This window comes from Neorhizobium sp. 2083, from assembly GCF_031455615.1.
Classification (GTDB): Bacteria; Pseudomonadota; Alphaproteobacteria; order Rhizobiales; family Rhizobiaceae; genus Neorhizobium.
This window is the reverse complement of sequence record NZ_JAVDTC010000006.1, coordinates 158967-171770: the sequence shown is the minus strand read 5'-3', so window position 1 is coordinate 171770 and position 12804 is coordinate 158967. Positions and strand designations below refer to the sequence as shown.

Here is a 12804-nt window from a genome sequence, read left to right as displayed (position 1 = left end):
TTTTGGCCCCCCCTATCCTGAAACTTGACGATATCTTCCTGAGCTTCGGCGGTGCGCCGCTGCTGGCCGGCGCCGGCATGCAGGTGGAGCCGGGCGACCGCATCTGCCTCGTCGGCCGCAACGGTTCCGGCAAATCCACCCTGATGAAGATCGCTGCCGGCATGGTTGAGCCGCAATCGGGCGAAGTGTTCCGCCATCCGTCCTCGACCATCCGCTATCTCGAACAGGCACCGGATTTCGCCGGTTATTCGACCGTGCAGGCCTATGCCGAAGCGGGCCTCGGTCCGGGCGACGATCCCTATCGCGTCACCTACCTGCTCGAACATCTCGGCCTCACCGGCCAGGAAGATCCGAACACGCTTTCCGGCGGCGAGTCACGCCGCGCGGCACTTGCCCGCGTCATGGCGCCGGAGCCCGACATCCTGATGCTCGACGAGCCGACCAACCATCTCGACCTGCCGACCATCGAATGGCTGGAAGACGAGCTGCGCAAGACGAGAAGCGCGCTGGTGGTGATCTCGCATGACCGCCGTTTCCTCGAAAAGGTGTCGAACGCCACCGTCTGGCTCGACCGCGGCACGTCGCGGCGTCTCAACCGCGGTTTCGGCGAGTTCGAAGCCTGGCGCGACGAGGTGCTGGAGGCCGAAGAGCTGGAACAGCACAAGCTCGGCAAGGCAATCGAGCGCGAGGAACACTGGCTGCGTTACGGCGTCACCGCACGGCGCAAGCGCAACATGCGCCGCCTCGGCGAGCTGCAGACGATGCGTTCGAACTATCGCGGCCACAAGGGACCGCAGGGCACGGTGCAGGCGACCGTCAGCGAAGGCCGCGAATCCGGCAAGCTGGTCATCGAGGCCGAAAACATCACCAAGACCTACGACCGGCCGATCGTCGCACCCTTCTCGATCCGCGTGCATCGCGGCGACTGCATCGGTCTCGTCGGCCCGAACGGCGCCGGCAAGACGACGCTTCTGAAGATGCTGACCGGCCAGCTCACCCCCGACACCGGAACCGTCAAGCTCGGCACCAACCTCGAAATCGCCACGCTCGACCAGAAGCGCGAGGACCTGAACCCCGAGGACACCCTGTCCCACTATCTGACGGATGGCCGCGGCGAGACGCTGCTGGTCAACGGCGAACAGCGGCATGTCGCGGGCTACATGAAGGACTTCCTGTTCCAGCCGGAGCAGATCAGGACACCGATCAAGAACCTGTCGGGCGGCGAGCGCGCCCGTCTGATGCTTGCCCGCATCATGGCGCGGCCTTCGAACCTGCTGATATTGGACGAACCGACCAACGACCTCGACATCGAGACGCTGGACCTGCTGCAGGAAATCGTCGCCGGCTATACCGGCACCGTCATCCTCGTCAGCCATGACCGCGACTTCCTCGACCGCACCGTCACCTCCACCATCGCCCCCGCCAATCCGGATGCACCGGATGGCCGCTGGATCGAATATGCCGGCGGCTATACCGACATGCTGGCGCAACGGAAGGGCGCCCAGGAGGAAAAACGCCGCGCGGAAAAGGCCGACAAGGCGAAGACCGATACCGCCGCTCCGGCCGCCGAAGCACCCAAGGCCAAGGGCAAGCTTTCCTACAAGCAGAAATTCGCGCTCGAAAACCTGCCGAAGGAAATGGCGAAGGCCGAGGCCGAGATCGCCGCCCGCGAAAAGAAGATGGCCGATCCCAATCTCTTCACCAAGGATCCCGCCGCCTTCAACAAGCTGGCCGCGGAGATGGAAAAACTCCGCCAAAGCATCGGCAAAATGGAAGAAGAATGGCTGGAGCTCGAAATGCTGCGTGAGGAAATCGAAGGTTAGTTTTACGATTTGTTATGCTTAACAGATAGTTAGCTAAAAAAATATTTGTCGCGGACCGGAACATGTAGCTTCCCGAGACGTTCGATGGGTCAATAACGGTCGGGGTGTCCTTGGGACTCATCGGCCAGCGAAGGAACCGATCAACCGAATGGGGACTCCAATGCTGACAAATGTTACGCGTCGTCGGCTGGCCGCGGAAGCGATGAATCAACGAGTGATGATCGTCGAGGACGAGTTTCTGATCGCGCTCGATGTGGCCGAAACCGTGGAATCCATGGGCCTGAAAGTGGCCGGTTTTGCGAACGCCCGCAAACACGCCTTGGCGCTCGCGGCCTACGCCGATATCGCCCTGGTCGATGTCAATCTTTCCGATGGCCGGACCGGCCCGGAGATCGGCCGTGAACTTGCCGAGCAATACGGCATCACCGTCGTCTTCATGACGGCCAATCCGGACGATGTGGAAGGTGGCGTCAAAGGCTCGCTCGGTGTCCTCACCAAGCCCGTCATGCCCGACGTCGTCGAGAAGACGATCGACTACGCCATCGCCAACCGGCTCGGCGGCATGGCGATCGTGCCGCGCGAGCTGAAGGTGTTTCCGCAGAACCACTGAGAAAATTTAACATCGATGTCGGGATTGTCTCCTATTCTTCGTCCTTGGGTGAGGCACGCGGATGTGCCGGGAAAAACGGAGAGGATATTACCCGATGAGAATGATTTTTGTGAACCTGCCGGTCGTCGACATCACGGTTGCGACGGATTTTTATACCGCGCTCGGCTTTACCAGGAACCCCAATTTCTCCGACGAAACGGCAAGCTGCATGGTCGTCAGCGAGCATATCCACGTGATGCTGCTCACCCACGAAAAATTCAGGGGCTTCATCAACGGCGACATTTCCGACGCCCGGACATCCAAGGAAGTGCTGAACTGCCTCTCCGCCGGCAGCCGCGCCGAGGTCGACGACTTCAAGGCCAGGGCACTCGGCGCCGGTGGCGGCGAATGGAGGCCGAACCTTGAAATGGGTCCGATGTACGGCTGCAGCTTCCAGGATCCGGACGGCCATGTCTGGGAAATCATGTACATGGATATGGGCGCCGCCGCCTGATCCCGCCCGGCCTCTTGCCAGTCAATCCCGCCGCCGCTAGATCTGGTCTCGCTCTAACGGGGTGCCGCGCGTTTTCGCGCGGCTGAGAGGCCTTGAGGCCAACCCGCGGAACCTGATCCGGTTAACACCGGCGGAGGGATTAGACGGCTCTTCATCAGCGCCTATTCCCCTTGTAACGCAAGCAGAGGAGGCGCTGATGCGCAGAACCATTCTTTCGATATTGACGGCCGCAGCCGCTCTTTCCTTCTCCGCGCCGGCCGAGGCTGAGGAAAAGACGCTGACCGTCTATACCTACGAGAGCTTCATTTCCGACTGGGGTCCAGGCCCCAAGGTGAAGGAGGCGTTCGAGAAGACCTGCGCCTGCAAGCTGAATTTCGTCGGCGTCGCCGATGGCGTGGCGCTTCTCACCCGCCTGAAGCTCGAAGGCCAGGGCACCGATGCCGATATCGCGCTCGGCCTCGACACCAACCTGATCTCCGAGGCCAAGGCGACCGGTCTTTTCGAGCCGCACGGGCTCGACGCCTCCGCCGCCAAGGTGCCGGGCAATTACAGCGACGACACGTTCATTCCCTACGATTACGGCCATTTCGCCGTCGTCTACGATACCCAGGCGATGAAGAACCCGCCCAAGAGCCTCAAGGAACTGGTAGACGGCGATCCAGCGCAGAAGATCGCCATCGAGGACCCGCGCACCTCGACACCGGGCCTCGGCCTGCTGCTCTGGGTGAAATCGGTCTATGGCGACAAGGCGCCCGAGGCGTGGGCAAAACTCAGGAAACGCGTGCTGACCGTCACGCCCGGCTGGTCGGAGGCCTACGGCCTGTTCACCAAGGGCGAGGTGCCGATGGTGTTTTCCTACACGACCTCGCCCGCCTATCACATGGTCGAGGAAAAGACCGACCGCTATCAGGCCGCGTCCTTCTCCGAAGGTCACTACATCCAGATCGAGGTTGCCGGCCTGCTAAAGGGCGCGGGCGACAAGGATCTGGCGAAACAGTTCCTGAAATTCATGGTGTCGCCGGCTTTCCAGGATGTCATCCCGACCACCAACTGGATGATGCCGGTCGCAAAAACCTCCACACCGCTTCCGGACGCCTTCAACAAGCTGGTGCAGCCGGGCAAGACTTTCCTCATGGGGTCCGACGAGGTCGCCAGGAATCGCCAGACCTGGATCGACGAATGGCTGACCGCCATGAGCATGAACTAAAATGGGCATGAACTGATCCCATGCTGACACGCGCTGAACGGAGACGGGGGATAGGCTGGGGGCTCCTCAGCCTCGTCGGCATCGCCCTCTTCGTCGGCATCGCTGTCGCCGCCCTTCTCTCCTGGGACGCGGGCAATACCCAAAGCCGGCTGTTTACCGCCTATACCTGGCGAATCCTGCGTTTCACGCTGCTCCAGGCGGCTCTCTCGACTTTGCTTTCGGTCGTCTTCGCGCTCCCCGTCGCCCTGGCGCTCGCACGCCGCCCACGCTTTCCGGGCCGCATCTGGATCATCCGGTTGATGGCGCTGCCCATGGGCCTGCCGGTGTTGATCGGCGCGCTCGGCCTGATCGGCATCTGGGGCCGGCAAGGAGTGATGAACAGCCTACTGTTGAAGCTCGGTCTTGAGCAGCCGGTCAGCATTTACGGGTTATCCGGCATCCTGCTCGCGCATGTGTTCTTCAACCTGCCGCTCGCGGCAAGGCTGCTGCTCGCGGCACTGGAGCGTCTGCCGGCGGAATATTGGCTGCTCTCCTCCAGCCTTGGAATGAAACCCTTTTCCGTCTTCCGTTTCATCGAATGGCCCGCGGCGCGGCGCGTCATCCCCGGCATAACCGGACTGATCTTCATGCTCTGCGCCACCAGTTTCACACTGGTCCTGGTGCTCGGCGGCGGACCGGCCGCGACGACGCTCGAAGTGGCGATCTACCAGTCGCTGCGCTTCGATTTCGACCCACCCCGCGCCATCGCGCTGTCGCTGCTGCAGATTGGCATCACGGCGCTGGTCCTGATCGCGATTTCGCTTTTCCCGGCACCTGATGACACCGGCATCACGGCAGGCCGGGCCATGCGCCGCTTCGATGGCCGAACGGTGCCGGCTTGGCTCTGGGACACGTTCGCCATCCTGCTTGCCACCGCCTTCCTGATCCTGCCGCTGGCATCGATCGTTGCCGCTGGCGCTCGGGCCAATCTCTGGAGCCTCGTCACCAGCGCCGCCTTCCTGCGCGCGGCCTGGACGAGTTTTGCAATCGCCCTTTCCGCCGGGCTATTGGCAGTCCTGACGTCGCTCGCGATCATCGCCGCGCGCGAGGCGGTAACCGACATGAAGCAGCCCGGCGGAACTGCCAGGGCATTTTCCCTCTCCCTCGGGACCATGTCCTCGCTGGTCCTGCTCGTGCCGCCGGTCGTGCTCGGTACCGGCTGGTTCCTGATGCTGCGGCCTTTCGGCGATGTCGCGCGTTTTGCCCCAGCGCTCGTCGCAATCATCAATATGCTGATGGCGCTACCTTTCGTGATGCGCGTCCTGGCACCCGCCGTCGAGACACATCGCAAACGGACAGGCAGGCTGGCGGCCAGTCTCGGCGTCTCGGGCTTTTCGCGGGTTTGGCGGATAGATTTTCCGGTTCTCGCAAAACCGCTGTTCACCGCGCTCTCCTTCGCCATGGCGCTGTCGCTCGGCGATCTGGGAGCCGTGGCGCTGTTCGGCTCCAGCGACCTCACCACCCTGCCCTGGCTTGTCTATAGCCGGCTATCCAGCTATCGCACCAATGATGCCGACGGGCTGGCGCTCATCCTCGGCATCATCTGCCTGGGGCTGACGATGATCGGCACCAGCGGTCAAAGGGAGGCGAAACGTGGCTGATGCGGTCGCGCTGGACAAGGTGGAGCTGAAGCTCGGCACGAAGGAATTCCGCTTCGATTGCCGGCTCCCGGCCGGCGCCGTGACGGCGGTCACCGGCCCATCCGGCTCCGGCAAATCGACCCTCCTCAACCTCGTTGCCGGTTTTGAGACGCCCGATCAAGGCCGGATCCTGATCGCCGGCGAGGATGTGACGGAGAAACATCCTTCGGAGCGTCCCGTCTCCCTGATCTTCCAGGACAACAATCTCTTCGCCCATCTGGACCTCGCCACCAATATCGGACTCGGCATCAGTCCGTCGCTCAAATTGTCCGGCAGCGACCGCACGGCAATCTCGCAGGCGCTGGAACGCGTCGGCCTCGGTGATTTTGAAAGGCGCATGCCGGGAACGCTTTCCGGCGGCGAAAGACAGCGTGCCGCCTTCGCCCGGGCTCTGGTGCGCCGGAAACCGGTCCTGCTGATGGACGAGCCGTTTGCGGCGCTCGATCCCGGCCTCCGGCTCTCGATGGCCAACCTGCTCGCCGACCTGCACCGCGAGACGGGCAATACCGTGCTGGTCGTCACCCACGATCCGGACGAAGTCGGCCGGCTTGCCGACCATGCCGTCTTCATCGACCACGGCCACGTCCTGCTGCAGGCACCGACCGAGGAATTCCTGACCCGGCGCGATATTCCGCCGCTTGCCGAATTCCTCTCCGGCTGATCAGGCCGCCTTTCGGCGGAACCAGGCGCCCGAGCGGATGGCGAGGAACAGGATCCCGCCGTAAGCGACCAGCCCGGCCGCCAGCGCGAAGAACAAACCGTTCAGCGACCCGGTGAGTTCCAGCGCCAGCCAGCCCCCGAGGCCGGCGATCGCCAGCCTCAGGAAACCGCAGGCAAGCGGCCAGAGAAGCTGGCCCGCACCCTGCGAGGCAAAATACAGCGCCAGCCCTCCGCCGAAGAAACCATAGACCGGTCCGACGATCTGCAGATAGGCGACGCCGGCATCGATCGCACCGTGCTCCTCGCTGAACAGCGAAATCCAGGCGACGGGAAAGATCGCCGCGATCAGGCCGATCGCCTCGGTGATGGCGAAGGCAATGGCCGCGCCGGTGAAGGCGATGCGGATGGCGCGATCTTTCTGGCCGGCGCCCATATTGGTGCCGACCATTGCCACCATCGGCGCACCGATGCCGAAGATCACCGGGATCAGCAGATATTCGAGCCGCGCACCGGTGCCGAAGCCGGCGACTGCCGAGACCCCCGCCTTGGTCGCCACCAGTGCCGTGGCAATGCCGATGGTCACGTTGGTGAGGACGGAATTGATCGCAGCCGCCGCCCCCAGGCGTACAATATCCCGGAACATCGTCCAGCGAAGCGGCCCCGCCCCGAAGCGCACCAGATTGCGACCGGAAAGGATGTACCAGCTAAGAACCGCGGTGCCGCCGAAACTGTAGAGCACCAGCGCCAGACCGCCGCCGGCAATGCCGAGTCCCTGAAACGGGCCGAAGCCGAAGATCAGCAGGGGTGACACGGGCACCAGCAGCGCGGCCCCCACGCAGGTGACGAGCGCCGGGAACAGCATGTTGCCGGTGCCGCGCACGACGCTTGCCAGACCGTTCATCAGCCAGACGAAGATCATGCCGCCGAAGACGACGTTCGAATAGGTAAGCGCGGCCTCGAGTTCCTGCCCTTCGCCCCCGAGCGCCTGATAGATCGGCCGACCGAAGGTGAGCATGATCGCCGAGAACAATAGCCCGAGCGCGACATTGACCACCACGGCATGCCAGGCGAGGAGATCGGCATCGTCACGCCGGCCACTGCCGAGCGCGCGGGCGATGGCCGACGAGATCGCTCCGCCGAATCCACCGGCGGACATCATCTGCATCAGCATCACGGCCGGAAAGACCAGCGCCATGCCGGCAAGCGCGGCGGTACCCATGTGCGAAACCCACCAGGTTTCGATCAGCCCGGTCGAGGCCTGGGCCAGCATGATCAGGATATTCGGCCATGCGAGCCGGATCAGCATCGGCAGGATAGGATCCTGCAGCAGTTGGCGAGTCCGCGGATTGATCGGCGCCGCGTTGACGGCTTCGAAGGCAGGCGTCGCTGCGAAGGCTTCGGTGGTAACGGCGCTCATCGGTCAGCCTCTTCGTGCTGCGGGAACTGGTCCATGGATGGGTAGCGACGGCGGATGCGGTCGCCGGCGGCTGGGCCGGAGGCGTTGGTGAAGACCGGATCGCTGAGCGGCCTGCCGCTGAGCCGGTCGACCATCACCGGTTCGGCCTGTTCGCCGGTCTCCCGGTTGACGATGACCACGCTCTCGCCTTCCGGCGCCAGATGCTGATTGCCCCAGACAAGCAACGCCTGCAATACGGGCCGGAAATCGCGGCCCCGCTGCGTGAGATGGTATTCGTCGCGCGGGGGCCGGTCGCAGTAGCGCCGCCGTTCCAGAAGACCGGATTCAACCAAAGAGGCCAGCCGGTTCGTCAGGATGTTCGGGGCGATCTCGAGGTTGCGTTGGAATTCATCGAACCGCGTCGCCCCCGCCAGCGCATCGCGCAGGATCAGGAAGCTCCAGGCATCGCCGACATGCCTGAGACTGCGCAGCACCGGACAGCCGCTATCGGTGGGACCAGTTCGTTTCATGGCTTGCTCCAGGTGATCGCAAGCCTTGTGGCATAGTTACTTTCAATTAGCAAGTAACTATTTCCGCGATCACGTTTCGCGACGAAGGCTGTTGGACCGTTAGAAAGCTCGCCACAATTTGGACTTTCCGCGATGGCATCGCGGAAAGGCAGCGGGGATTTTCATTGCAAACGCGCCAGCAAGACATATTTCAATAAGAGCATCTGTGCATGCGACGCGAAAATCGCTAAGCGACATAGAGTAAGGAGCCGGCTTGGATCGAGAGACCTCTGCCAAGCTGGATGGCGGACCTTGGGAATGATGGTGCGGAAGACGAGGACGATGAGGCGCGAGGCGATCCCGGCTGTCGGGACGATTGTCCGCGCCCTGCCCGGCTGGCGGGTTTTGAGCGCCCTGCTGCTGGGCAGCGCGGTCCTTTCCGGCTGCCAGTCGATCTTCGATCAGGCCTATACGCCGAATGTCTCCCCGTCCGACTCGCCGCAGATCGTCGACGAGGTGCAGAAGAACGATCCGCGGGCGCAGATGGGCGCACGCGAGCATCCACGCATCGTCGCAAGCTACGGCGGGGAATATCGCGACGCCAAGACCGAGCGTCTGGTCGCCCGCATCGCCGGCGCCCTGACGGCGGTTTCGGAAAATCCCAACCAGTCGTTCCGCATCACCATCCTGAATTCGCCGGCGATCAACGCTTTCGCGCTGCCGGGGGGTTATCTCTATGTGACGCGCGGGCTTCTGGCGCTCGCCAATGACGCATCGGAAGTCGCGGCCGTGCTTTCGCATGAAATGGGCCATGTGACCGCCAACCACGGTATCGAACGCCAGCGCCGCGAAGAGGCGGAAGTGATTGCGAGCCGCGTCGTCGCCGAAGTTCTCTCCAGCGATCTCGCCGGCAAGCAGGCGCTGGCCCGCGGCAAGCTGAGGCTCGCCGCCTTCTCGCGCCAGCAGGAGCTGCAGGCCGACGTGATCGGCGTGCGGATGCTGGGCGAAGCGGGTTACGACCCCTATGCCGCGGCACGGTTCCTGGATTCCATGGCGGCCTATGCCCGTTATTCCGCGGTCGATCCGGACAATGACCAGAGCCTCGACTTCCTGTCGAGCCACCCGAATTCCGCCCAGCGCGTCGATCTCGCCCGCCGCCACGCCCGCAATTTCGGCCAGGAAGGCACCGTCGGCGACAAGGGCCGCGATTATTATATCGCCGGCATCGACGGCCTGCTTTACGGCGACAGCCCGCAGGAAGGCTATGTCCGCGGCCAGACTTTCATGCACGGCAGCCTCGGCATCCGTTTCGACGTGCCCCCGGATTTCCGGATAGACAACAAGGTGGAAGCGGTCCTGGCGACCGGTCCCGGCGAGACTGCGATCCGTTTCGACGGCGTCGCCGCGGGCGACAACGACAACCTGTCCAACTACCTGACGAGCGGCTGGGTCGCCGGCCTGCAGCCGGAAACGGTGCGGGAGATCCAGGTGAACGGCATGCCTGCCGCGACCGCGCGCGCCTCCGCCGAACGCTGGGACTTCGACGTCACCGTCATCCGCGTCGACAATCAGATTTTCCGCTTCCTGACGGCCGTGCCGAAGGGAAGCCCGGCGCTTCAGACGACCGCCGATACATTGCGCACGACCTTCCGCCGGATGACCCCTCAGGAAATAGCGTCGCTCAAGCCGCTCAGGGTCCGCATCGTCACCGCCACCAAGGACGACACGGTCGCCTCGCTCTCGGCGCGCATGATGGGTACCGATCGCAAGCTCGATCTCTTCAAGCTGATCAATGCATTGCCGGTGGCCGCGACGATATCGCCGGGCCAGAAGTTCAAGATCATCTCTGAATGACGTCGCAGAGCCGCCTCAGCAGGCGGCGGCTGCCATCTGCGGATTGGCGGAGACCAGCGCCGACTTGAGCTTTTCGATCGCCCGGCTTTCGATCTGCCGCACCCGTTCCTTGGAAATGCCGAGTTCGGCACCCAGCGCTTCGAGCGTCGCGCCGTCGTCGGTCAGACGGCGGGCGCGAATGATCTTCTTTTCCCGGTCGTTGAGCTTGGTGAGCGCGCCCTGCAGCCATTTGAGGCGCCGCTCTCCGTCGATCATGCCGGAAACCTGCTCGTCCGGCAGCGGCTCGGCGCTGGCCAGCATGTCGAGGCGCTCGCCGCTATCTGCATCGCCGGCGATCGATGGCGCCTGCAGCGAGGAATCATTGCCGGAGAGGCGGGCATCCATGGTCTGGACGTCGGCGACACTGACGCCGAGCGCGACCGCGATCTCCTCGTGAATGGCCCGGGCGGTGAGATTGGAATCGCCCCGCGCGAGCTTGGCGCGCAGCCGGCGAAGGTTGAAGAACAAAGCCTTCTGCGCGGAACTGGTGCCGCCACGGACGATGGACCAGTTCCGGAGAATATAATCCTGCATCGAAGCGCGGATCCACCAGCTGGCATAAGTGGAAAAACGTACGTCCCGCGCCGGCTCAAACCTTGCCGCCGCTTCAAGCAGCCCTACATAGCCTTCTTGTACCAGGTCGCTCATCGGCAGACCGAAGCCGCGGAACTTCGATGCCATGGCGATCACAAGACGCATATGCGCAAGGGCAATCTGGTTGCGGGCATCCTGGTCCTGATCGTCCTTCCATCGGACCGCCAGATCGCGCTCCTCCTCCCGGGCGAGATACGGAGCCGACATTGCAATCTTGATCATGGTGCGGTCTGCGGACATGGCTGTCATCGTGTTCTCCGTGAACGGTCTGATCCGACAAAAACAGCGGGTCACAAACTAGAAACACCGTGCGACAAGCCCGAACGATGACTGCTTGTTTTCCTGCCGCTCTTGCTCCCCTCGTCTTGAGTTCAGCGGGGGATCCACATCGGTTCGACAGACCGATCTTCCGCCCCGCACTTAAGCTGTCCCGAACGCAAACCGATCACACATCAGTTCGCCGTTCCGGCGGGTTAACGCGGAGGCAGGCAAAAAGTTCCAATAAAAAACCCGGCTCGAAGGCCGGGTTTTTGAGAGAACCGTGGTTTTGGAGGATCAGGCTGCTTCTTCCTGCGCCTCGTCTTCCTCGATATTTTTGCCGCGCTTGGGACCCTTGGCGAGGTTGACCTCGACAAGGCGGACGGCTTCGGTTTCGGACATCTTGTTCACGGCGGCGATTTCACGAGCCATGCGGTCAAGGGCAGCTTCATAAAGCTGGCGCTCGGAATAGGACTGTTCCGGCTGATTTTCGGCGCGATAGAGGTCACGAACCACTTCCGCGATCGAAATCAGGTCGCCGGAATTGATCTTGGCATCATATTCCTGCGCGCGGCGCGACCACATGGTGCGCTTCACACGAGCCTTGCCCTGAACGACCTTGAGAGCACGCTCGACAAAATCCGTTTCGGAAAGCTTGCGCATGCCGATGCTGACGGCCTTTGCGACCGGCACCTTGAGGCGCATCTTGTCTTTTTCGAAATCGATTACGAAAAGCTCGAGCTTCATGCCGGCGACTTCCTGCTCTTCGATAGCAGAGATAGTGCCTACACCATGAGCGGGATAAACAATCGATTCACCAGTCTTGAAGCCCTGGCGTGCGGGAGAAGTCTTTTTCTGCTGAGTTGTCGTCATTCGTTTCACAAACTCCCTGTTACTCACCCGTTGCCGGGTCGGGGGAACCGGGTCTGTCAGGCCCGGATGAGACGGGGGAAACCGTCGGGTCACTCCATACTGATCCGGCCAACGCGAGCGAAAAACACCCCATCGCGAACTGCGACCGACAACATTCAAGCGTTGCAATGTCACGGAAACCGCGCGTTGGGTGGTCTGTTGCTTTCGTGATGTTTTTTGGGCACGCACGTGCCGCCTTGTGGAACAGTCCTTATTGTCTACCACAAAAAAGTGCGGAAATCAATAATTTGCTTTTGCACGTGCACAGAGCGCCACACCCGCACTCTGCCCAACAAAAAGGCAAAGTGATTCGAAACCGCTACCGAGCCATGCCGGCGCGGCAAATCTCAGTCGCCCTTGCCCGGTTCGGCGGAGAAATACTGCTCGTATTTGTTGGCGACGCCGTCCATCTCCTTGGCCTCGGGCAGGGCGTCGCGCTTGACGGTGATGTTGGGCCAGATCTGGGCGAATTCCGCATTGATCTTGAGCCATTTGTCGAGGCCCGGCTCGGTATCCGGCTTGATCGCCTCGGCGGGACATTCCGGCTCGCAGACGCCGCAATCGATGCACTCGTCGGGATGAATGGCGAGGAAGTTTTCGCCTTCATAAAAACAGTCGACCGGGCAGACCTCGACGCAGTCGGTATACTTGCAGCGGATACAATTGTCGGTCACGACATACGTCATGCGGCACTCCAGGACTATCGCGGATCAGCGGCACGTCGACGGATGGAAAGCGCCGGCACACCGGAAAGCCGGGAGAGGCGAAAA

At 62.5% G+C, this 12804-nt stretch carries 12 protein-coding genes and 1 riboswitch; of the genes, 7 read left to right on the top strand and 5 right to left on the bottom strand.

Annotated elements, in window-relative coordinates:
* The first annotated feature begins 2 nt into the window (after window positions 1-2).
* The 6 genes from J2X76_RS22595 (at window position 3) to J2X76_RS22570 (ending at window position 6473) form a co-directional block, all read left to right on the top strand.
* On the top strand, window positions 3-1823 hold the full coding sequence (locus tag J2X76_RS22595) for an ABC-F family ATP-binding cassette domain-containing protein (protein ID WP_310219557.1): 1821 nt from the start codon (window positions 3-5) through the stop codon (window positions 1821-1823).
* A 160-nt stretch (window positions 1824-1983) separates the two neighbouring features.
* Window positions 1984-2433 (top strand): response regulator, encoded by a 450-nt coding sequence (locus tag J2X76_RS22590; protein WP_310219555.1) that lies wholly within the window; start codon window positions 1984-1986, stop codon window positions 2431-2433.
* Window positions 2434-2527: 94 nt separating this feature from the next.
* Window positions 2528-2926, top strand: coding sequence for a VOC family protein (locus J2X76_RS22585; protein WP_310219554.1), 399 nt, complete (start codon window positions 2528-2530; stop codon window positions 2924-2926).
* Window positions 2927-2973: 47 nt separating this feature from the next.
* Window positions 2974-3082: riboswitch (TPP riboswitch) on the top strand.
* 40 nt (window positions 3083-3122) lie between these two features.
* Window positions 3123-4133 carry a thiamine ABC transporter substrate binding subunit gene (gene thiB / locus J2X76_RS22580; protein ID WP_310219552.1) on the top strand — a complete coding sequence of 337 codons (1011 nt, stop codon included), beginning with the start codon at window positions 3123-3125 and terminating at the stop codon, window positions 4131-4133.
* Between the two features lie 20 nt (window positions 4134-4153).
* The gene (thiP, locus tag J2X76_RS22575) at window positions 4154-5773 is read left to right on the top strand and encodes a thiamine/thiamine pyrophosphate ABC transporter permease ThiP (RefSeq protein ID WP_310219550.1); all 1620 of its coding nucleotides are present in this window, start codon (window positions 4154-4156) and stop codon (window positions 5771-5773) included.
* A complete protein-coding gene (locus tag J2X76_RS22570; protein WP_310219548.1) occupies window positions 5766-6473 on the top strand; it encodes an ATP-binding cassette domain-containing protein in 708 nt (235 codons plus the stop codon). The genes thiP and J2X76_RS22570 overlap by 8 nt, the downstream gene beginning before the upstream one ends.
* On the opposite strand, the gene J2X76_RS22565 is transcribed toward J2X76_RS22570, so the two are convergent.
* Window positions 6474-7889 (bottom strand): MATE family efflux transporter, encoded by a 1416-nt coding sequence (locus J2X76_RS22565; RefSeq protein WP_310219546.1) that lies wholly within the window; start codon window positions 7887-7889, stop codon window positions 6474-6476.
* The gene (locus J2X76_RS22560; protein WP_113285147.1) at window positions 7886-8398 is read right to left on the bottom strand and encodes a helix-turn-helix domain-containing protein; all 513 of its coding nucleotides are present in this window, start codon (window positions 8396-8398) and stop codon (window positions 7886-7888) included. Before J2X76_RS22560 ends, J2X76_RS22565 begins: the two co-directional genes overlap by 4 nt.
* 297 nt (window positions 8399-8695) lie before the next feature.
* Here J2X76_RS22560 and J2X76_RS22555 point away from each other — a divergent pair, with 297 nt between their 5' ends.
* Window positions 8696-10231, top strand: a complete 1536-nt coding sequence (locus J2X76_RS22555) for a M48 family metalloprotease (RefSeq protein ID WP_405030077.1) — start codon at window positions 8696-8698, stop codon at window positions 10229-10231.
* A 15-nt stretch (window positions 10232-10246) separates the two neighbouring features.
* Here the strand turns inward: J2X76_RS22555 and J2X76_RS22550 are convergent, their stop codons facing one another.
* The 3 genes from J2X76_RS22550 to fdxA form a co-directional block, all read right to left on the bottom strand.
* Entirely contained in the window at window positions 10247-11113 is an 867-nt protein-coding gene (locus tag J2X76_RS22550; protein ID WP_007771992.1) for an RNA polymerase factor sigma-32, read from the bottom strand.
* Window positions 11114-11419: 306 nt separating this feature from the next.
* Entirely contained in the window at window positions 11420-11995 is a 576-nt protein-coding gene (locus tag J2X76_RS22545; protein ID WP_113126793.1) for a CarD family transcriptional regulator, read from the bottom strand.
* A 386-nt stretch (window positions 11996-12381) separates the two neighbouring features.
* The gene (gene fdxA, locus J2X76_RS22540; RefSeq protein ID WP_113126792.1) at window positions 12382-12720 is read right to left on the bottom strand and encodes a ferredoxin FdxA; all 339 of its coding nucleotides are present in this window, start codon (window positions 12718-12720) and stop codon (window positions 12382-12384) included.
* Window positions 12721-12804: the final 84 nt, after the last annotated feature.

Bases quoted from the DNA above. Each gene is read 5' to 3' on its own strand.
- J2X76_RS22590 (WP_310219555.1), top strand. From the start codon at position 1,984: ATGCTGACAAATGTTACGCGTCGTCGGCTGGCCGCGGAAGCGATGAAT.
- J2X76_RS22585 (WP_310219554.1), top strand. From the start codon at position 2,528: ATGAGAATGATTTTTGTGAACCTGCCGGTCGTCGACATCACGGTTGCG.
- thiB (WP_310219552.1), top strand. From the start codon at position 3,123: ATGCGCAGAACCATTCTTTCGATATTGACGGCCGCAGCCGCTCTTTCC.
- thiP (WP_310219550.1), top strand. From the start codon at position 4,154: ATGCTGACACGCGCTGAACGGAGACGGGGGATAGGCTGGGGGCTCCTC.
- J2X76_RS22565 (WP_310219546.1), bottom strand. From the start codon at position 7,889: ATGAGCGCCGTTACCACCGAAGCCTTCGCAGCGACGCCTGCCTTCGAA.
- J2X76_RS22560 (WP_113285147.1), bottom strand. From the start codon at position 8,398: ATGAAACGAACTGGTCCCACCGATAGCGGCTGTCCGGTGCTGCGCAGT.
- J2X76_RS22555 (WP_405030077.1), top strand. From the start codon at position 8,696: ATGATGGTGCGGAAGACGAGGACGATGAGGCGCGAGGCGATCCCGGCT.
- J2X76_RS22550 (WP_007771992.1), bottom strand. From the start codon at position 11,113: ATGACAGCCATGTCCGCAGACCGCACCATGATCAAGATTGCAATGTCG.
- J2X76_RS22545 (WP_113126793.1), bottom strand. From the start codon at position 11,995: ATGACGACAACTCAGCAGAAAAAGACTTCTCCCGCACGCCAGGGCTTC.
- fdxA (WP_113126792.1), bottom strand. From the start codon at position 12,720: ATGACGTATGTCGTGACCGACAATTGTATCCGCTGCAAGTATACCGAC.